This is a genomic window from Kibdelosporangium aridum, assembly GCF_900176515.1.
Lineage (GTDB): Bacteria > Actinomycetota > Actinomycetes > Mycobacteriales > Pseudonocardiaceae > Kibdelosporangium > Kibdelosporangium aridum.
In genome coordinates, this window is record NZ_FWXV01000009.1 from 140427 (window position 1) to 160336 (window position 19910).

Consider the following 19910-nt stretch of genomic DNA (forward strand, 5'->3'; position numbering starts at 1 on the left):
ACAGCCCACCGGCGGGCTGAACGGTGGGGAGCCTGGTGCACGCCGGTCACTATGCCAGGGGTGTCCAGTCCTTTGCGAAATCCGGCGGGTTCATCGCATAACCACACCGGGTAACGTCCCGGATATGGCCAATCACACTGCGGGGGTCCACGGAGCGAGTGAGCGGTTCGTGGACGAGTACGCCACCCTTGACCCGATCACCGCCACATATGCCGGACTGACCGGCTATGAGTCGGAGATGACCGATTTCTCCCCTGACGGTCACCGGCAGCGCACCGAACTGGCTTCCCGTGCCGTTCGCGAGATCCAGGCGCTAGAACCCGCTGACGAGACCGAGAAAGCGGCAAAGGCGCATTTCCTGGAACGCATCGGGCTCGAACTCGAGCTGGCCGAGGCCGGTCTGGATATCGGCAACATCAACGTGATCTCCAGCCCGGCGCAGAACGTCCGGGCGGTCTTCGACCTGTTGCCCGCGCAGACCGCGGAGCACTGGGCGGACATCCACGCCTTGCTGGCCAAGGTGCCCGCGGCCGTCGACGGGATCAAGGCGAGCCTGACCGACGCGGCGAACCGCAACCAGCTGGCCGCCCTGCGCCAGGTGACGAAAGTCGCCGAGCAGTGTGAGACCTGGTCTGGCGGCAAGGGAGAGTCGTTCTTCAAGACGTTCATCCAGAACGCGCCGCAGTCGTCGGCCGAACTCGAGGGCGCGGCACAGCGGGCTTCCGAAGCGTATGCGGACCTCGGGCGCTTCCTGCGGCAAATCGCCGACCGGGCGCCGAAGAAGGACGCCGTCGGCGAAGACGTCTACAAGCTGTGGTCGCGGTACTTCCTCGGTGCGGAACTTGATCTGCGCGAGGCGTACGACTGGGGCTGGACCGAGTTCTTCCGCGTGGAAAAGGAAATGATCGCGGTCGCCGAGCGGATCAAGGCGGGCGCATCGCTTTCCGAAGCCGCCGCGGTGCTCAACGCTGATGCGCGTTACCGGATCGAAGGGCGCGCCGAATTCGAACAGTGGATGCAACGGCTGTCCGACAACGCGTTGAGCGCGTTGCGGGGGGTGCATTTCGACATCCCGGATCCGTTGATGCGACTGGACTGCAAGATCGCACCGGACGGCGGTGGCGCGGGCGCGTACTACACCGGGCCGAGCGACGATTTCTCCCGCGCGGGCGCGATGTGGTGGTCGCTGCCGAGCGGCCGCGACGACTTCAGCACGTGGCGCGAAGTGTCCACTGTGTACCACGAGGGTGTGCCGGGGCATCACCTGCAGATCGCGACCGGCGTGTACCAGGCCGAGTCGCTCAACCGCTACCAGCGGCTCTTCGGCTGGGTTTCCGGGCACGGCGAGGGCTGGGCGCTGTACGCCGAGCGGCTCATGCAGGACCTCGGCTACCTCACCGACGACGGTGACCTGATGGGCATGCTGGACGCGCACCTGTTCCGGGCGGCGCGGGTGATCATCGACATCGGCATGCACCTTGAGCTGGAAATCCCGGCAGGCAGCGGGTTCCACGACGGCGAGCGGTGGACTCCGGAGCTGGGTCTTGAGTTCATGCTGACCCGCACGCTCACCGACGCCGATGTCGTACGTGACGAGATCGACCGGTACCTCGGCTGGCCAGGGCAGGCGCCGTCGTACAAGCTCGGCGAACGCTACTGGCTGCAGCTGCGTGACGAGGCGCGTCGCCGCGACGGGGAAGCCTTTGACATCAAGGATTTCCACATGCGTGCGCTGCGCCTCGGCTCAATGGGACTGGACAACCTCGCGGCCAGCCTGCGTGGTTAGCCCGGCGAGGACAAGGGAGCAGACGGCATCGAACGCCTTGCCGATGCCGTCCTGCGCCCAGTCACCCGAGTAGCCAGGATCGTGGAACCGGCTTGTGGCGTCGAAAACGGCACGAGCGGTGTTCTCGACGTCCTCGATCGGCGCGAACTCGCCCGCTTGGACGCCGTCCCGCAGGATCCCGGCGATCTCGGCGGTCAGTTCGGCGATGTGGTCGGCGACCACTGTGCTGTTCTCCTTCACCAGTGCGGAGAACGTCGCGAACAGCTCAGGGTCGTCCAACACCTTGTGCCGCTTGGTGTCGAACAGCGTCGACAACCAGTTGCGCAGCTTGTCGGGAGCGGGCAGATCGGCCTTGGCCGCTTGGGCGACCGGCGCGTGGTTGCGGTGCAGCCATTGGCGTGTCACGGCTTCCCTGAGCGCGGCCTTGCTCGGGAAGTGCCGGTAGACGCTGCCGTGGCTGACGCCGAGTGCGCGGGCGACGTCCACGACGGTCGCCTTGCTCGGGCCGAAGCGGCGCAGGACTTCCTGCGCCGCTTCGAGGATCTGTTCCGCGGTGAGCGTTTCGGCCATCAGCGTTCGCTGTCCAGCGTCTGCATCTGAGCGGGTGCGTACCGGTCACCCGCGGCCGCGTCGGACGGCACGGTCTGCTCGATCACGTCGAGATCTTCCTTCGACAGGTCGACGTCCAGCGCACCGATCGACTCGGCGAGCCGGTCCCGCCTGCGGGCACCGACCAACGGCACGATGTCTTCACCCCGTGACAGTACCCAGGCGATCGCGATCTGAGCGACAGACACCGACTTGCGGTCAGCGATCTGGCGCAACGCCTCGACCAGCGTCAGGTTGTGCGCGAGGTTCTCGCCTTGGAACCGCGGGCTGTGCGCACGGAAGTCGGTCGCGGTGTTCGCCCTGTCCTGCGACCAGTGCCCGGACAGCAGGCCGCGGGAAAGCACGCCGTAAGCGGTCACGCCGATGCCGAGTTCCCGCAGCGTCGGCAGGATGTTCTCCTCGATACCGCGGCTGATCAGCGAGTATTCGATCTGCAGGTCGGCGATCGGGTGCACCGCGTTCGCCCGGCGGATGGTGTCCGCGCCGACCTCGGACAGGCCGATGTGGCGGACGTAGCCTGCCTGGACCATTTCGGCGATCGCGCCGACCGTGTCCTCGATCGGGACGTTCGGGTCCAGCCTGGCGGGCCGGTAGATGTCGATGTACTCGGTGCGCAGGCGACGCAGGGAGTAGGTCAGCGCCGTCTTCACCGCGTTCGGGCTGGCGTCGTAGCCGAGCCACTGACCGGCGGGAGAGCGCTGCGCGCCGAACTTCACGCTGATCGCCACGTCGTCGCGGTTGCGGTCCTGCAAGGCGCGGCCGATGAGCATCTCGTTGTGGCCCATGCCGTAGAAGTCGCCGGTGTCGATCAGGGTGACGCCGGCGTCGAGCGCGGCGTGGATCGTGGCGATGCTCTCGGTCTCGTCGGCCGGACCGTACATATCGGACATTCCCATCGCGCCGAGTCCCAGCTCGGACACCTCGGGGCCGGTCTTGCCAAGTCGACGGTTTCGCACGGGATTCCTCCTAGCTGTGATGGTGGATCAAGTATGCACATTGCGATGACAGATTTCAATATTTGTCAGTTGACTGGTTGCGAACGGTATCTAACCACTTCCCGTGCGTAACGCCACTCGGGCCACCCTAACCGGTGAAATACGACGTTTTAGCAGGTCAAAGGTGGTGTGACGGTGCTTACCATCGGCCTCGCCCGGATCTTCGCCGGGGAAAAACCACAAGGAGAATCCGATGTCCAAACGATTGCCCGTAGTGCTGTCGTTGGCAGCACTGGGCCTGGCCGCGGTGGCGCTCCCGAGCGCCGCGGTCCCGAACCGGGCCGACCAGGTCCGGGTCGAATGCACGGCCGACACGCCAGCGGTCAAGACATTGACCGCCGCCATGAAGGCAGTGGACGCGGCTGCCGCCGACCCGGCCAAGCTGCAGAGTGCGCTGGGTGACGTCTACAGCGCGGTCACGGGTGCGCAGGAAGCTGGTTGTCTGCCGTCGTTGCCCTCGTCGACGGCGACACCACCGGCTCCGCCCGCACCCCCGGCACCTCCCGCGCCACCTGCGCCTCCGGCTCCGCCCGCGCCTCCCGCGCCACCGGCTCCGCCCGCGCCCAAGGCTGCGGACGCGTGCCTCGCTCCGACGGTCGACTTGCTGAGTGCAGTGCTGGGCGGGGTCAGCGCCACACTCAAGACGCCACCGGACGCCGCCGCTACGACCGCCGCGGTCACCAAGCTGGGCACGGCCGTCACCGCGATCAACACTGCCAAGTGCCTGCCTGTCGCACTGGCTGTTCCTGGTGCGGCAGCGCCACCTGCGCCTCCGGCTCCACCGGCTCCGCCCGCACCACCGGCGCCTCCGGCACCTCCGGCTCCGCCCGCGCCACCGGCTCCGGAACCGCCTGCCCCGCCGGCGCCACCGGCACCGCCTGCCCCGCCGGCGCCACCGGCACCGCCTGCCCCGGAGCCGCCGGCTCCGCCAGCGCCATTGCCTTAAGTGAGCGGCAGAATCCCCTCGTGAGTGGCTGGTCTAGGACCGGCCACTCACGAGGATGACATCGGCAGCTGACGTCCCAGTACGGCGAACGGCCGTGGATCACCGGCGAACCGGTAGTTGCGCAGCACGTCGACGAACCCGACGCGGCGGTACAGGCTCCAAGCCCTGGTGCGGCCTTCGGGGGTGGACAGCAGCACCCGGTCGTTGGGAACGCCCTCCAGCAGCATTCGCAGCAGGCGCTCGCCGGTGCCCCTGCCTTGGCTGTCCGGCCGCACGTGCAGCTCGGTCAGCTCGAAGTAGTCACGCATCCAGTCGTCCGCGACGCCGGGGCCCGCCAGTTCGACCACCCCGCGCCGGACTTGTTCATGCCACCACTGGCCGGGTGCTCCCCGGTAGCCGTAACAGATCCCGGTCAGCTCGTCGTTCTGGTCCAACGCCGCGACGCAGCGCCACCCCTCTCGCAGCATGTGCGCCAACCACATCGGCGCCCTTTGCTCGGCGGTTCCCTTGGGGTAGCCCATGGCCGTGACGTACAGGCCTAATGCCTCGTAGAGCCGCGACCGCAACGCGTCGGCCGACAGCTCGACGAGCTGGCTCTTGTGCGATGGCACCGCGGTCACGTCAGGAATCATCCTCCACGCTTCGAACGTCCGCAGCCGTCCCCCCGGTGAGGGCGACCAGCTGTTCGAACGTAGTGGGGTACACGGATTTAGGGTGCCCAGCGGCCGCCCAGACCACCGCGTACGTGGCCAAATGGTTGTCCACCAGTGTGCGGATTCGTTGCGGGTGGCCAGAAGGCGCGACCCCGCCGATGGCCTGACCGGTGCTCTCCTTGACGAATACCGGGTCTGCCTTGTCGATCCGGTCCGCGCCGACGATGGCCGCGACCCGCTTCGTGTCCGCGCGGTGCGCACCGGATGTGAGCACGAGCAGCGGCTCGACCTTGCCCCCGTACGTCGCGCGGAAGATGAGGCTGTTGGCGATCGCGCCGACCTCGATGCCCAGCGCGTTCGCGGCGGCCGCCGCGGTGCGCACCTCGTCGTCAAGGATCCGGATGCCGGCCGCCGAGTCGGTCAGCCCGGCCTCTAGCAGGGCCGCGGTGAACTTGGCGACGGCTGGATGGTCGGTGGATGTCACCCGCTAATCACACCATGACCTCGGTTTGAGCAGCTTGAGCGGTTGGCGGCACCCAGGTAGACTCGAACACGTGTTCGAAATCGAACACGGCTGCCCGGTGGTGGGGCGGGGGAAGCGCCTCGCCACCGGGTCCACCGGCTTCCCCACGGTGGGTTCGATGCGGCCGCCCTGGCCGTTTCGAGGCGTGAGGAGGCCAGATGTCAACCACAGTCGACTTCCCAAGCTCCCCCTCGCGTCGAGGCAGTCGCTCATGGGCATCGGGAACACCGTCCGCGCTGCTTCGCCAGGCCGAATGTGGCATCGCGGCAGCGGAGGCGGAGACCGAACCCGCCGAGCGGTTCGCTCAGGCGTATCTGTCCGCGTTACGAGCGGCCGCCGCGATGCTCGCGCACCGCGGCCGTCCGCACCGGGGCCGCGCCCGCCCCACCAGTGCGTGGACGTTGTTGTCGTCCGTCGCGCCCGAACTGCGCGAGTGGGCCGCCTTCTTCGCGGCGTGCTCGTCCACCAGGGCCGCGGTACAGGCCGGCCGTGTCCGGCTGGTCAGTGCCCGCTCGGCGGACGACCTGGTCAGGCAGGCAGGTCAGTTCATCGGTTTGATCGCCCGGGTTGTCCCGGGGTGAACGGAAAGGCGCTGATCGATCAGACAAGGCTGCTGGACGTCCTGGAGATCGAGGCCACGGTGCTGGCCGAGACGGTGGACGGGGCGAGAGAGGAGCTGAGGATCCCGAACTGTCCGGGCCTGACCGTCGGGGAAACGGCCAGGCACGTGGGCAGCGGGTACCGGGTGGCGCTGGAGTGGATCAGGACCGGGGACTCCCCGGAGACCTGGCAGCGTGAGCCGGGTCCGTTCCAATCGTTGCGGGACTACGTGATCAGCGGAGTACGTGAACTGGTCGACGAACTGTCCCGGCACGAACCGTCGGAGCCGTGCTCCACCTGGTGGGCAGCGGATTCGACGTACGGCTTCTGGCGGCGCCGGATGACGCATGAAACCGTGATCCACCGGGTGGACGTGCAGGCGGCGATGGACCTGGAAATCGGCGAGATCGCCGACGACATCGCTGTCGACGGCGTCGACGAGATCCTCACCCTCTGGCTCGGCCATCGCCTGACAGTCCAGGGAGTCGTCGGCACAAGGGACGGCACAGTCGCCGTCCGGACCGGCGAGAAAGCGTGGCTGGTCCGCGTGACGACGGGCGGCCTCGGCGCATGGCGCGTCCCGGGCACGGACATCGACAGAACCGACCGGAGCCGCATCGACGCCGAGATCACCGGCCCACCGTCGAACGTCTACCGCTATCTCTGGGGGCGAATGCCAGAGATAGCGGTGCACAGGGAAGGAGACATCGACGCGATCAACCAGATGTGGGCCCTGCTGCGGGTAGCAACCCGCTGAGACGACGGTCGCCACCCCGCGCGGCGACCATCCGGAGCGGGAGGGCGCTGCGCTGACCAGTCCGCAGCCAGCGCCCTGCCGCGCAGACTTTCCTTGTCCCGCAACATCAACCTGAAAATGTCGGTAGCGGCTGCTAGCTTGCGCCCATGGCTACCAGACTGGTGAACGTCATCTTCGCCGCCGCGAACCCGGAAGCGCTCGCTGACTTCTGGTCGCGGCTGACGGGGTGGCCTGTCGTGGCCGAACACGGCGAGATCGACGTCCGAGCGCCGCAGTCCCAAGGCTGGGAACTGGATCTCGTATTCGATCGCGTCGACGAGCTCAAGACCACCCGCAACCGGGTGCATCTCGACCTGGCCAGCGCCAGCCCCGCTGATCAGGCCGAGATCATCGAGCGGGCCAGGGACCTCGGCGCGAAGCCGATCGACGTCGGGCAGGGCAACGTTCCGTGGGAAGTCATGGCGGACCCCGAGGGCAACGAGTTCTGTGTCCTCGAGCCGCGTGAGATGTACCACGACTCGGGCCCGCTCGCGGCGATCGTCGTCCAGGCGGTGGACGCCGACCGTCTGGCGAAGTTCTGGGTCGAGGCGACCGGTTTCGAACGCAAGGTCGAGACCGGCAGTGCTGTGGGGCTGCGTCCGCCCAACGGCCGAGGGCCCTGGTTGGAGTTTCTTGGCGGTTACCAGCCGAAGACCGTCCAAAACCGGCTCCACCTTGATGTCCGGCCAGCCGCCGATGACGACCAGCAGGCCGAAGTGGCAAGGCTGCGCGCGGCGGGTGCCAAGTCGATCGACATTGGCCAGGTAGACGTGCCGTGGGAGGTGATGGCTGATCCAGAGGGCAATGAGGTCTGTGTCCTGACGCCGGGTTAGACCAAGTAGCCGAGAAACTGCTCACAACGCGTCATTGGCCGATCGTCGACAGATACGTAGGATGATCCGTCGGCGGGGGTTGAAGACCAGTTGGGCGGTGACATGAGCGCGGGCGCGAGCACGATCAGCGATCGGGCGGCGGACACCCGGGTGACCACCGCGCGACGAGTACTGCTCATCGCCGGGATTCTCCTGGTGGCGGCCAATCTCCGAGGTGCGCTGACCTCGGTGGGCCCGCTGCTGGAGACGATCAGGCGATCCGAAGGACTCAGTGCCGGGCAGGCGGGATTGCTCAGCGCGCTGCCGCTGCTGACCTTCGCGGTGTTCTCCCCGCAGGTGCCGCGGCTCGCTCGCCGGGTCGGCATGGAGCGGCTGACCTGGTGCGCGTTGCTGGCACTGGCCGTCGGCATCGTGCTGCGCTCGGTGCCGCTGAGCGGCATGCTCTGGCTGGGCACGATCCTGCTGGGCTTGTCCATCGCGGTGGGCAACGTGCTGCTGCCTGCGCTGCTCAAGCGGGACTTCCCCGACCGCGTCGCACCGATGACGAGTCTCTACTCGGTGACAATGGGCGTCGTCGGAGCAGTCGTGTCCGGGCTCGCGGTGCCCTTGGCTGGTGTGCTGCCAGGTGGTTGGCGCACGGCATTGGGTTCGCTGGCCGGGCTCGCACTGATCGCGTTCGCGATCTGGGCGCCACAGGCATTGGGCCGCCAGGCACGGCCCGTGATGGAGAGGGTCTCCACCACGCGCACGCCGTGGCGCTCGGCGTTGGCCTGGCAGGTCACGGCTTACATGGGCCTGCAGTCCTTCGGTTTCTACATCGTGCTGTCCTGGTTCCCGGCGATCATGAACGACAACGGGATCAGCGAGGAGAACAGCGGCTGGCTGTTGCTGCTCCTGCAGGTCCTGGGCGTCACCATGAGCGCAGCGATCCCGTTGGTAGCCAACAAGATGCGTGATCAACGCCTACTGGCGACGGGCGGTTCGCTGCTCAGTCTCGCTGGTTACGTAGGCATGCTCATCGCACCGGAATTCGCCGTGCTCTGGGCGATCATCGTCGGCCTCGCCAGCGGCATCTGCTTCGTACTCGCGTTGCTCTTCTTCACACTGCGAGCCGCGGACTCCTACGGCGCAGCGGCACTTTCCGGAATGGCGCAGTCGATCGGCTACCTCTTCGCCACCACCGGCCCAGTCCTTTTTGGAGCCCTGCACGACTGGACCCACAGTTGGTCACTGCCGCTGATCGTCCTGATGGTCGCAGTCTCCGTGCAGGCGGCCATGGGCCTGGGCGCAGGCCGAAATCTGACGGTCCACTAAAGACAGACGGCGGCTGGTCCTTCGCATGAAGCGCCCTGCCGTGTCCGCAGATCGCCGTCGGCAACAGGGCTTTGGCCATCGCTGCGGCGCGCACCGCCGGGGGTGTCCCGCCCTTGGGCGAGTCCTGGAGATCGCCCTCGCACACACATCCATCGGCTGTGCGGTTGTGCTCACTGCCGAGGATTTCACGATGCTGCCATTGGGGACGGCTGCTGTTTACCTGACATTGGCTGTGCCGCTGGGGCCGGATCGCGGACCGGGTAGGCCGCTGGCGGCTGTTTCAGGTCGACCATGTCCTTTCAGCGCCCGGTACCTCGCCCAGTTTCCGGCCGGACCGCGTCGCTCGCCAGTCCTGCGTCGGCCACACCCCAAACCGACCCGTCGTGCTGCCGATCGATTCCTGGAATCGCAGGTTCCCCGCCTCTATTGTCCGTTGTCGCCTCGCCAGAACCATTGGGATTCCCTGGCTTTGCGCATGGCTTCCTTGCGCACGTCCGCCTCCAGCCGGTCCAGGTAGAGCTTGCCGTCGAGGTGATCGGTCTCGTGCTGCAAGCACCGGGCCAGTTCCTTGGTCCCGGTCACCGAAATCGGCTTGTTCTTGGCGTCGACGCCCTTCACGGTCGCCTGCGCGGCGCGCCGCGTCGGAAACCACAGTTCAGGCACGGACAAACACCCTTCCGGCCCTTCCTGCACCTCCTCGGACAGTTCGACGATCTGCGGGTTGACCACGTATCCGTGCAATCCACCGACGTTGTAGCTGAACACCCGCAGCCCGACGCCGATCTGCGGCGCGGCGAGCCCGGCGCGCCCAGGCAGCAGCACCGTGTCCATCAGATCGTCGATGAGCGCCTGAAGCTTGCGGTCGAAGTGGGTGACTGGATCGGCAGGTGTGGTGAGGACCGGGTCGCCAAGGTACCTCAGCTCTCGGACGGCCATGTCGTCTCCTGTTCGACGGGAAGCAAGGGGAACAACCGGGCTACTGCGGCAACGGGTCGGGCAGCCGGACTGGGGTCGCGGGTGGCGTACCGGGCGAGCACCGCCCGGATCTGCGCACCGACTTCGGCCAGTTCAGACGGTTCGAGAAATATCACCGAGCTGAAGGCGTCGTCGATCGACCATTCGGCCGGAGCGCTGTTCTTGTTGTGCAGCCAACGCTGGTAACCCTCGTCCTCCAGCTCTCTGGCCAGCAGGCCGAGGTCGGGTCCTTCGTCCGGTTGGCGGGCGAGCCGCCAAGGCCGGACACGCCCGTCGGTCGCGTCGGCTTCTTCGACGTAGCCGTACCGCGCGAGCTGACGCAGGTGGAACGAGCACAACCCGGAGCTGAAACCCAGCGCCTGCGCGGCCTGGGTCGAGGTCACGGTGTCCCGTTCCTGTAGCAGCGCGAGCAACGCGGTGCGGATCGGATGGTCCGGGGGAGGCACTTTGCAAAGTCTACTCTTTGCAAAGTTGCAAAGCCAGCTAGGTACGGGCTTGACCTGGGCTGTTAGGGTGATGAAATGCAATATATTGGTCGGCTGGATCGGGCGCTGCTCAGCGAACAGGCGCTCACGGCCATCCGGCGCGCGATCGTCGCGGGCGAACTGGCCCCGGGGACGTCGGTCAAAGACGTCGAACTGGCCGAGCGGATGGGCCTGTCCCGCACGCCGGTCCGCGAAGCGCTGGCCCGGTTGACCGACGAAGGCTTGATCGAAACCAAACCGCACAGCTACACCCGGGTCACGCGGCTGGACTCGGCCGCAGTCCGGGACGCCCACGCGGTCGTGCAATCAATGCACGGATTGGCCACGCGGCTCGCTGTTCCCAAACTCACCCAGCGACACCTCGACGCCATGCGCGCGGCGAACATGAAGTTCGCGGTGGCAGTCGATGCCAGCGCCTTGGAGGACGCGATCGCATGCGACGACGCGTTCCACGACATTCTGGTGCAAGCCAGCGAGAACCGTGCGATCGCGGCCACGATCCGCCGGTACACACCGTTGCTGCACCGCGCCATCTACTTGTACCTGGGCTCGCCGCTCGGCCGTGATTCAGCGCCGATGCACGAGCGGATCATCGCCACATGCGAGGCGGGCAACGCAGAGGAAGCGGCCGACCTCGCCGAACGCAACTGGGCGACATTGGCCGTGTTGATGGAGAAGAAGCCATGACATCGCGGCTCAGGCACGGGTGGTGTTGTGGCCGCAGGTTCACCGCGGTCCGATCCCATATGCGGCTGGGACGTTCGGTACCAAGTCGTGAGAAGAAGTCATGACGTCGCGGCCCTGGTGGTGTGGTGCTGCACCACCACCGCAGTCCGACGCCACACGCGGCGGAGATTTCCCCCACCAGCACGGTCTGCGACGCCACCACACTGACCTGAGCGAACGTTCGGCGCCAAGCCATGAGATGAAGCACTGACACCGCAAGCCAAGTAGTCATTCTGTTGGAGAGAAAACCATGTCCCTCGAGAACTTCGCCCGTTACCCGTTGCTGTTCGGGCCGTCCCCGATTCATCCGCTCGAACGCCTCACCACACATCTGGGCGGAGCTCGGCTGTGGGCCAAGCGGGAGGACTGCAACTCCCCGCTTGCCTTCGGCGGCAACAAAACCCGAAAGCTTGAATATCTTGTCGCCGACGCGATCGCGACCGGCTGTGACACGCTCGTGTCCATCGGCGGCGTGCAGTCCAACCACACCAGGCAAGTCGCCGCGGCCGCGGCCCGTGCCGGCCTGAAATGCGTTCTGGTGCAGGAAAAGTGGGTGGATTGGGAGGACCCTGGCTACGCGACGACCGGCAACATCCAGCTGAGCCGGTTGATGGGCGCCGACGTCCGGCTGGACCCGTCCGGATTCAGCATCGGTATCAGGGAATCGTGGCAGAAGGCGATCGAGGACGTTCGTGCGAGCGGCGGCAAGCCGTACTCGATCCCGGCAGGCGCATCGGACCACCCACTTGGCGGCCTCGGTTTCGCTGGATGGGCGGAAGAAGTGCGCCGCCAGGAAACCGAACTCGGTGTCTTCTTTGACACGATCGTGGTGTGTTCGGTCACCGGCAGCACCCAGGCCGGCATGGTCGCCGGGTTCGCGGGGGAGCGCAGGGTAATCGGCATCGATGCCTCAGCCAAACCAGGGGAGACACGTGACGCGGTCACGCGGATCGCCAAACACACCGCCGACTTGATCGGAACGTCCATCTCGGACAGTGACATCGAACTGGATGAGCGGTATCACGCTGGTACGTACGGCATTCCGGACGACCAGACGACCGAGGCCATGAAACTCGCCGCGCGCACTGAGGCGATGATCACGGATCCGGTCTACGAAGGGAAATCCATGGCCGGAATGATCGACCTGGTCGCTTCGGGTGAGATCGGCAAAGACTCGACAGTGCTGTACGCGCACCTCGGCGGTCAGCCCGCGCTGAACGCGTACAGCACTATGCAGTTCTAGACCGAAGAATCTCAGTCAGTGGGCGGGTCAGCTCCGCAAGTCCAACGCGACCCGACGCCCTCCAACGACCTGCGCCGTCACTGCTCCTCAAGCGGGATGTCCGGGTTGGCCAGCCGGTCCGGGTCGACCTGCTTGCGGGAGCGGATCAACGCCTTGATCGGGTCGACCACGTCCCAGATGTTCACGTTCATCCCGGCGAGGACACGATTGTCCTTGAGCCAGAACGCGATGAACTCGCGGCCAGGCTTGTCGCCGCGGAACACCACGCGGTCGTACCCGGCGATGTCGCCGATGTACTCCATACCCAGGTCGTACTGGTCGGTGTAGAAGTACGGCAGTTCGTCGTACGTGGCTGAGCCGCCGAGCATCCCGGTCGCGGCGACCGCGGGCTGGTTGAGCGCGTTCGCCCAGTGCTCCACGCGGACTCGCTTGCTCAGGAACGGGTTCTCCGCGTTGGCGATGTCGCCGGCCGCGAAGATGTCCGGGTCGGATGTGCGCAGCGAAGCGTCCACAAGCACGCCGTTGTCCACGTCCAGCCCGGCATCCTTGGCCAGCGACACGTTCGGGGCCGCGCCGATCGCGACCAGCACAGCGTCAGCGTCCACGACCGTGCCGTCCACCAGGCCGACGCTCTTGGCGCCCACCTGGTCAACCTCGACACCGAGGCGCAAGTCGACACCGTTGGCGCGGTGCAGGTCCGCGTACACCTCGGCCACCTCGGAACCGATCGCGGTGATCAAAGGTTGCGGGGCGGCTTCGAGAACGGTCACCTCGACGCCCGCGGCACGTGCCGCGGCGGTGACCTCAAGGCCGATCCATCCCGCGCCGATCACGATCAGCCGTGACGAGTTGGCGATCACGGACTTGATCCGCTCGGAGTCGCCTATCTTGCGCAGATACAGTGCGTCCTCGGCGCCGGGGAACTGGCGTGGACTGGATCCGGTGGCCAGCAGCAGTTTCGCGTATTCGACAGACGAACCGTCGGCCAGTCGCACCTGGTGCGCGGCGCGGTCAATGGCCGTTGCCGCGACGCCGAGCCGCAGGTCCACGTTGTTTTCGTCGTACCAGTTCGGGCCGTGCACGAACGCGCTGTCGCGTTCGGCTTTGCCCTGCAAGTAGTCCTTCGACAGCGGCGGCCGCTCGTACGGCCGGTCCTGCTCCTCGGTGACGAGCACGATGTCGCCGTCGAACCCTTGGTCTCGCAGCGCTTCCGCGGCTTTGGCGCCGGCAAGGCCGCCGCCGACGATGACGAAGGTGGTCACGCGAATTCCTCCAAAGATTCAGATGTGGACGCCGCTGAGTGCGAAGAACTCCTGGCGTGAGCGGACATCCTCACGCAGGCTGCCCAGCAGTGTTGACGTGACTGTGGTCGAACCGCTCGCCAGCACACCTCGCAGAGTCATGCAGGTGTGCTCCGCTTCGATGACCACGCCGACCCCACGCGGGTTCAGGTGGTCGTTGAGCCAGTCGGCGACCTGTTTGGTGAGCCGTTCCTGCACCTGCGGGCGGCAGGCGAAATACTCGACGATCCTGGCGAGCTTGGACAGCCCGAGAATGCGCTCGCCCGGCAGGTAACCGACGTGCGCGGTCCCGACGAACGGCAACAAGTGGTGCTCACACACCGACCGGACTGGGATGGCACGTGCCAGGACGAGTTCGTCGTAGCCCTCGTCGTTGGGGAACGTGGTCAGGTCGAATGGCCGTGGGCTGAACAGCTCGGCATAAGCACGCGCCATCCGGCCGGGCGTGCCGCGAAGGCTCTCGGTGTCTGTCGACACGCCGAGAGCACGCAGGAAAGCCGCAGCGGCGTCCTCGGCTGCGGCTATGTCGACCCCGGTGTCCGGTTCGTGGACGACCCGCAGGGCGGTACCGGCACGCATACTCACTCCTCTTGACCCTGGTTACACCAATAAATCTTGGTCTTATGAGGAGAGAAGGTCAAGAACTGGGAAGGACCTGTTTTCGACCACATTAGTTACCGATATGATGGTGAGGTGAGCTCGCCGGAGATCAAAGCCGTGGCGGCGCTGGACGACGATCTGCGCTGGCGGATGTACACGTTCATCCGAGCCGAGCGTCGCCCGGTGACCAGGGACGAAGCCGCGGCCTCGGTGGGGATCTCGCGCAAACTCGCCGCCTTCCACCTCGACAAACTCGTTGACGCCGGTCTGCTGAAGGCCGGCTACCAGGCCGCGGGGAAGGTAGGCCGAGCCCCGAAGGTCTACGAGCCGACCGACGTGGACATCCGGGTAGCCATCCCACAACGACAGCATGACGTGCTGGCCGAAATCCTGCTGGATGCGGTCGTGGCCAAGGACGTGAGCGACGAAGCTGTCAAAGCGGCTGCTCAGCGCGGCGAAAACCTCGGCACGAACGAGCGGGACAAGGCAAAACTTGGCCGTCTGGGCGCCGAGCGTGCGCTGACCGTGGCCGAGGGCGTGCTGACGCGCTACGGCTTCGAACCAGCCAGGGAAGGTCCGACCTGCCTGCGGCTGCGTAACTGCCCGTTCCACCCGCTCGCTGCCAAGGCGCCTGACCTCGTCTGCGCGATCAACCAAGCGTTCCTGAACGGGTTGCTGGACGGATTGGAAGCTCCTTCGGTCCGTGCGGTCCTGGAACCGGCGCCAGGAGAGTGCTGCGTACGCCTGCGTGGAGATTGAGCGCCGCAGATTTCAGGCACTCAGCAAGCACGGGTGCTTCCGGGATGACCATCGCATGCGCCACCGCTGCCTTCCCTGTCATCCATCAGCCCATGTAGACACCTCTACCCAAAGGTGTGGGGTGCGCCAGTCACCCGGCGCACCCCACACGAAGGTGTACTACTTGGCCGTCATTCCTCGGCGGCGGCCAACTTCTGCGATGCCACGTTGATGCCACCGACATCGACGGTCGGTCGCCGGGTGGGTTCGTGCGACGCCTGCACGGTGATCGACTCACCCGGCCACAGCGCCACATAGTTGTCCGACCACGTCACCGGCAGCAGCTGCGAACCGTCCGCCTTGCGCAGCGTCAGCTGCACCGCCGGAATGATCGTCGTGGACGTGTTGCGAACGGTCACCGTGGTCTTGTCACCGTGGCTGCGAGCACGCACGTCGACCGACGCCTTGGGCAGCGTCGCCAGGCCCTTCAAATCCGCGAACTGGCTGACCGGCGTGTAGTACCACTGGCTGTTGTCCCAGTCCGGCACGTCCGGCTTCGACGACAGCCAATAGGTGTTCTTGCTGATGTCCTTGCCCTGCGCGTCGGTCAGCTTCAACCGGACGAAGTACGTCGACGACAGGTTCTGCGGCTCGGGCAGCGTGAACACCTCGGCCACACCCGGCAGCGAGACCGAGATCCCGCTCTTGGTCTGGCTGTGCACCAGCTTTCCGTCGATCGTGTAGACCTCGGCCAGTGCGGTCAGCTTGTCGGCCTTCTTCGGCGACTGGCCGACGATGACCACCGAGCGATCGTCGTAGGAGTACTGGATGTGGATCGACTCGTTCGCCTTCTTCGCACCGAAGTAGGCGCCGGCCGGGTTGAGGTCGTAGCTGTACAGGTGCCAGTTCAGCGACGGCCACGCGTTGTTGAGCATCCAGTAGATGAACCCGGTGGCGGGGCGCTCCGCGGTCATCCGTCGTGCGTTCGCCTCGAACTGGGCACGGACCTGCTCGTAGTTCGCTAGCTGCGCCTTGTCGACGTAATCGGCGAGACTCGTCGGCGTGCCATACCGCTCTGCCAACGCGGTGCTGAACAGGCGGAGATTGTTGAACGGTTCGTTGCCGCGACCGGTGTGGAATTGCGGTGTCGCGGGCTCACGCCAGAGTTGCTCTTGTTCGGTCGCGTTCAGCATGCCCTTCACTGTGTCCAGCGCAGGGATCGAATGCCCGGCGCTGAGCTCGCCGGCGAACCCGAAGGCCGCACCGAGCTTGTCGCCGTACCAGTACACCGGCGGAACCCAGTCGTATGGGCCTTCCATCTTGCTGCCGGACGGCCCGAGCGGCGGCTGCGGGCCACCATTGAGCGAAGCCGCGGGCAGCACCGGGTTCGGCCAGCCGACCTTTTCGAACTCACCCAGGTACATCCGCTGCACGTCTTCCGGCGGTGAGATGTCGCTGCCGATCAGGAACGCGATCACGCTCGGGTGGTTGCGCAGGAAGCGGGCCTGGGCGTTGAGCGAACCCTGCGCGATCGGGTAGTCCTCCGGCGTCCAGGCTTCGCCGCCCCAGCCGGTCCACGGCTCCCACTTGTCACAGCATTCCCAGCCGGGCAGCAGCATGATGCCCAAGCGGTCGGCCAACTCGTAGAACTCCGGTGTTTCCAGCTTGCCTTCCAGGCGAATGGCGTTCAGGCCCATGTCACGCGTGTAGCGCAGCTGGGCGCCAAGGCGGTCCGGTTGCGTGCGCAGCAACAGGTCGGAGGCCCAGCCACCACCGCGGATCTGGATTTGCTTGCCGTTGACGATGAACTGCCGGTCACCCTTGGCATTGAGGTTCGACACGACGTCACGGATACCGAACGTCGTACCGGTGCGGTCGGAAGTGCGCCCGTTCACCCGAGCGGTCAGATCCAATCGGTAGAGCGGCTGCTCGCCGTACTGGTACGGCCACCACACCCGCGGGTTGCGCAGAGTCTCGGGTGCGAAGGCCACGGTTCGCGTCTCGCCCGCGTTCAGCTGAACCACCTGGTTCAGCCGTCGCGACGCGACTTCTCCCTGAAGAGCAACCGTTTGCGGAGCGGCGGTGTTATTGCGGACTTCGGCGAACGCCTTCAGTTCGGCGGTTTCGAAGCCGGGCAGCGCGAGCTTGGTGTGCACGTACGCCCCGACCAGGGAGACGGCTCCGCCACGAGCGATCTCGACGTCACGGAACAAGCCCATGTTGTTGTCGGGGGCCGGCTGTGCCCAGTCGATCCAGCTGATGGTGAAGTGCTTCTGCGGGTCCGCGGGCGCGACCTTGATCGCAAGGGCGTTGCGGCCGGGCTTGACCAGCGAGCTGATGTCGAAGTCGCGGGCGTTGTACGTGCCGACGACATCACCGAGCTTGGTGCCGTTGAGGAACACCTCGCCCCGCGAGGTCACGCCCGGAATTTTCAGGACGGTGTTGGGGGAGCGGTCCCGCACATGGAACTCGGTGCGGTACCACCACGGCACCTGGAAGTCGGCGCGATTGACGTTGTCGCGCATGTTCGTGCCGTGGAACAAGTTGGGATAGCGCCCGTTTTGCACCAAGCCGGCCAGCACGGTCGATCGTGGGCCGACCCGGTACCACCGGGAACCGTCGTAGCGCGACTGGGAGATCTCCTCACCGGTCGCGGATACCTGTGCGGACGACTGGATCTGCCAGCCGGAGATCGCGGTGTTGCCGGACTCGGCCTCCGACAGCGTGGTGACCAGGTCGGCCGGGGCCGCGGTGCTGGGCTGTGCCAGCGAGAAGGTCAATAGGACGGCCAGGACAAGGGCGACACGCACCCGTAACGAGGACATGCGGGGCCTCCTCGGCGCCAGGGACCGCCTATTAATAGGGAACTTTCTTTACGAAGTCAATGGTCAGCGCGCAACCTGCCGCTGCGCGAAGCGCCTGCGAGGGTGGGTCCGTCGAGCCGCCAGCGGCCTCGATGCTCTGGCCGTCAGCTGGGTTACGGTCGGCGAGTAAGCGAGGACCAGGTAAGCACGCGTTGCCGTAGCCGAATTCTCCGGGCGACATGCCCGCTCTCATCCGGCGAATTCAATAGGTGCATCCACCCGGATGTGGAAGTCTCCTTGACGTTGACGGGGACGCGCCGATAAGAGTCGGCGACGGAACTGTGCCGGACGACTTCGTCGTAGAACCACTCGGATGTGATGACAGCGAGCACGCCAGGTGACTCACGAAACGCTTTTTTCAGCTCCGGGGCGTCCGCCAGCCGGAAAGTCAGATTGATCGAATTGCCGGTGACACCGTGTTCGTCACGCGCGATCTCGCCCGCGTGCATGGCCAGCCGCAGCCGGATCCGTTCCTCCGGCGGATGCCGGGAGTTATGTCTGCGCAGCGCCTTGGCCAGCGCCGCGGGCAGAGCCTCGACCAATCGCACCTTGTCGGTCAAAGTGGGCGCGAGGATGAAGACACCATCGCCCCGGTCGACGTGGTGGCATCTGAACCAGTGCACACCGGCGGCGCGCAAACCTTTGCGGACCGCCCGGTACATCGTCTCGCGGACAATGAGCTGACTCGGCCTGATCCTGGTGTAATCGCCAAAGCCCTCCACATCGACGACAACAATTGTCCGATTGATAGCAGCTCGCCGCTTCACGGCGACTGACCCTATCCGTGATCGGCAACATGCAAGTTGCAACGCACCGCGCTAGTCACCCGAAGGGCTTACCCCGGATTATGGTGTCGGTGTTTTTTCCGGCATTTCTAGCGCAGCGCGGCGACGAGCAGATCCCGCAACGCGGGAGCAGCGAGCTCCTCGACAGACCGGATCTTGATGTGCCGGTGCACCTTCCCAGTGCCCTGCATGAGCTTCGCCGGATCCGGCAAGCTCGCCCCACCCGCGATCCCCAACCGCACATAACCAGTAAAAGGGGCGACGGTGAACTTCAGTCCTTTGTAGCCGGTAGTGGTGCCGTACCCGATGTTCTCGCTGTCAGCGGTGAGCACCGCATCCGGAAACACCTCAAGCAAGAGCTCATGCAGCTCAATCGTCAGCGGCCCACCCTTGTCGAGCAGCGCCCTGACCTCCGGCGCGACGGCATCGTCCATGCCTGCAACGTACCGCCCACGCGACATCCGCAATGGGAAAAACGAACGGTGAGTGCGAACGCCCCAACGTGGACCTGCCTGGAACCATGCCTCAACAGTCGTTGGCGAAGCGCTGACGGCCCTGACCAGCGCGCAGGTGCGGGTGGCCATGGCCTTGAGGACTGGCTAGTGACAATTCGGAACCAACGACAGAGCAAAAGGTCTTGGAACCTGGTGCGAAAGTCAGCATTGCGGAGGGAAGGGGTGGAGGTTCGGCAGGCGGAGGCCTTAGGCGCGGACGTCGGTGTTGCCGGGAGTCTCGGCGAGGTATGGGGAGAGGCGGCGAGGTTGCGAGCCGGGTAGAGGCGTGTGGATGTGGCGTGGAAGTTGGTGTTTGTAGGAATGAGAGCGAGATGTGAGCGCCGTTGAGATAGGCGCGGGACGGGCCTGTTTCGAGCAGGCGGCGCGGAAGTCAGCGTTGCGTGGTGAGGGATGTGGGCGAGAAAGCGATGTGGAGGTCGGGTGCGGAGGTGGAGGCGTTGGGGCGGGTGTGCGGAAGTGAGCGTGGGCGAGGTGTTTGGGGCCGGTGTGGAAGTTGGTGTTGTGGAGGCGGAGGTGAGGTGTGGGCGAGGCGTTTGAGGGCGGCGTCGCGGTGGGTGTTGCGGAGAAGTGCGGGCGAAGTGGAATGGGAGGTGTGTTGGAGAGGTGTGGGCGAAATGGGATTG

At 66.0% G+C, this 19910-nt stretch carries 20 protein-coding genes; 9 read left to right on the plus strand and 11 right to left on the minus strand.

All coding sequences use genetic code 11. From position 1 onward, the window contains the following. Positions 1-124 precede the first annotated feature (124 nt). The gene (locus tag B9C43_RS38860; RefSeq protein ID WP_084432209.1) at positions 125-1786 is read left to right on the plus strand and encodes a DUF885 domain-containing protein; all 1662 of its coding nucleotides are present in this window, start codon (positions 125-127) and stop codon (positions 1784-1786) included. On the opposite strand, the gene B9C43_RS38865 is transcribed toward B9C43_RS38860, so the two are convergent. Both B9C43_RS38865 and B9C43_RS38870 read right to left on the minus strand, forming a co-directional pair. Then, positions 1745-2356 carry a TetR/AcrR family transcriptional regulator gene (locus tag B9C43_RS38865; protein WP_051897092.1) on the minus strand — a complete coding sequence of 204 codons (612 nt, stop codon included), beginning with the start codon at positions 2354-2356 and terminating at the stop codon, positions 1745-1747. The two genes, B9C43_RS38860 and B9C43_RS38865, sit on opposite strands and share 42 nt — an antisense overlap. Further along, a complete protein-coding gene (locus B9C43_RS38870) occupies positions 2356-3351 on the minus strand; it encodes an aldo/keto reductase (RefSeq protein WP_084432212.1) in 996 nt (331 codons plus the stop codon). The genes B9C43_RS38865 and B9C43_RS38870 overlap by 1 nt, the downstream gene beginning before the upstream one ends. 232 nt (positions 3352-3583) lie before the next feature. On the opposite strand from B9C43_RS38870, the gene B9C43_RS38875 reads away from it, so the two are divergent. After that, a complete protein-coding gene (locus B9C43_RS38875; RefSeq protein WP_160097009.1) occupies positions 3584-4336 on the plus strand; it encodes a hypothetical protein in 753 nt (250 codons plus the stop codon). A gap of 47 nt (positions 4337-4383) precedes the next feature. Here B9C43_RS38875 and B9C43_RS38880 read toward each other — a convergent pair whose 3' ends face one another. Together B9C43_RS38880 and B9C43_RS38885 are read right to left on the minus strand one after the other, a co-directional pair. Continuing rightward, the gene (locus tag B9C43_RS38880; protein WP_033388788.1) at positions 4384-4956 is read right to left on the minus strand and encodes a GNAT family N-acetyltransferase; all 573 of its coding nucleotides are present in this window, start codon (positions 4954-4956) and stop codon (positions 4384-4386) included. A gap of 1 nt (position 4957) precedes the next feature. Beyond that, a complete protein-coding gene (locus tag B9C43_RS38885) occupies positions 4958-5473 on the minus strand; it encodes a YbaK/EbsC family protein (protein WP_084432215.1) in 516 nt (171 codons plus the stop codon). Between the two features lie 197 nt (positions 5474-5670). Between B9C43_RS38885 and B9C43_RS57025 the strand changes: the two genes are divergently transcribed. The 4 genes from B9C43_RS57025 (at position 5671) to B9C43_RS38900 (ending at position 9055) form a co-directional block, all read left to right on the plus strand. After that, entirely contained in the window at positions 5671-6093 is a 423-nt protein-coding gene (locus B9C43_RS57025; protein WP_033388786.1) for an SAV_6107 family HEPN domain-containing protein, read from the plus strand. Beyond that, on the plus strand, positions 6090-6869 hold the full coding sequence (locus tag B9C43_RS38890; RefSeq protein WP_160097011.1) for a maleylpyruvate isomerase family mycothiol-dependent enzyme: 780 nt from the start codon (positions 6090-6092) through the stop codon (positions 6867-6869). The genes B9C43_RS57025 and B9C43_RS38890 overlap by 4 nt, the downstream gene beginning before the upstream one ends. A gap of 146 nt (positions 6870-7015) precedes the next feature. Beyond that, positions 7016-7741: a VOC family protein gene (locus B9C43_RS38895; RefSeq protein ID WP_084432218.1), complete on the plus strand. Its 726-nt coding sequence runs from the start codon at positions 7016-7018 to the stop codon at positions 7739-7741. A gap of 102 nt (positions 7742-7843) precedes the next feature. Then, positions 7844-9055: a CynX/NimT family MFS transporter gene (locus B9C43_RS38900; RefSeq protein ID WP_084432221.1), complete on the plus strand. Its 1212-nt coding sequence runs from the start codon at positions 7844-7846 to the stop codon at positions 9053-9055. Between the two features lie 423 nt (positions 9056-9478). On the opposite strand, the gene def is transcribed toward B9C43_RS38900, so the two are convergent. Further along, positions 9479-9991 carry a peptide deformylase gene (gene def / locus B9C43_RS38905; RefSeq protein WP_033388783.1) on the minus strand — a complete coding sequence of 171 codons (513 nt, stop codon included), beginning with the start codon at positions 9989-9991 and terminating at the stop codon, positions 9479-9481. Further along, entirely contained in the window at positions 9973-10476 is a 504-nt protein-coding gene (locus B9C43_RS38910; protein ID WP_084432224.1) for a winged helix-turn-helix domain-containing protein, read from the minus strand. The genes def and B9C43_RS38910 overlap by 19 nt, the downstream gene beginning before the upstream one ends. A gap of 75 nt (positions 10477-10551) precedes the next feature. Between B9C43_RS38910 and B9C43_RS38915 the strand changes: the two genes are divergently transcribed. Continuing rightward, positions 10552-11202, plus strand: coding sequence for a GntR family transcriptional regulator (locus B9C43_RS38915; RefSeq protein ID WP_084432228.1), 651 nt, complete (start codon positions 10552-10554; stop codon positions 11200-11202). 289 nt (positions 11203-11491) lie between these two features. Beyond that, positions 11492-12484, plus strand: a complete 993-nt coding sequence (locus B9C43_RS38920; protein WP_084432231.1) for a 1-aminocyclopropane-1-carboxylate deaminase — start codon at positions 11492-11494, stop codon at positions 12482-12484. Between the two features lie 77 nt (positions 12485-12561). Here B9C43_RS38920 and B9C43_RS38925 read toward each other — a convergent pair whose 3' ends face one another. After that, entirely contained in the window at positions 12562-13752 is a 1191-nt protein-coding gene (locus B9C43_RS38925; protein WP_143446900.1) for an NAD(P)/FAD-dependent oxidoreductase, read from the minus strand. Between the two features lie 12 nt (positions 13753-13764). Beyond that, positions 13765-14364, minus strand: coding sequence for a GTP cyclohydrolase I FolE (folE, locus tag B9C43_RS38930; RefSeq protein WP_084432237.1), 600 nt, complete (start codon positions 14362-14364; stop codon positions 13765-13767). Positions 14365-14478: 114 nt separating this feature from the next. On the opposite strand from folE, the gene B9C43_RS38935 reads away from it, so the two are divergent. After that, complete coding sequence (locus B9C43_RS38935) at positions 14479-15144, plus strand: helix-turn-helix transcriptional regulator (protein ID WP_033388779.1); 666 nt, start codon at positions 14479-14481, stop codon at positions 15142-15144. Between the two features lie 170 nt (positions 15145-15314). Here B9C43_RS38935 and B9C43_RS38940 read toward each other — a convergent pair whose 3' ends face one another. The 3 genes from B9C43_RS38940 to B9C43_RS38950 all read right to left on the minus strand — a co-directional run bounded on the left by B9C43_RS38940 (position 15315) and on the right by B9C43_RS38950 (position 19206). Beyond that, positions 15315-17948 carry a glycoside hydrolase family 2 protein gene (locus B9C43_RS38940; RefSeq protein WP_084432240.1) on the minus strand — a complete coding sequence of 878 codons (2634 nt, stop codon included), beginning with the start codon at positions 17946-17948 and terminating at the stop codon, positions 15315-15317. 152 nt (positions 17949-18100) lie between these two features. Then, the gene (locus B9C43_RS38945) at positions 18101-18754 is read right to left on the minus strand and encodes a hypothetical protein (protein WP_143446901.1); all 654 of its coding nucleotides are present in this window, start codon (positions 18752-18754) and stop codon (positions 18101-18103) included. Between the two features lie 107 nt (positions 18755-18861). Then, the gene (locus B9C43_RS38950) at positions 18862-19206 is read right to left on the minus strand and encodes a DUF1801 domain-containing protein (RefSeq protein WP_200825896.1); all 345 of its coding nucleotides are present in this window, start codon (positions 19204-19206) and stop codon (positions 18862-18864) included. Between the last annotated feature and the right edge of the window lie 704 nt (positions 19207-19910).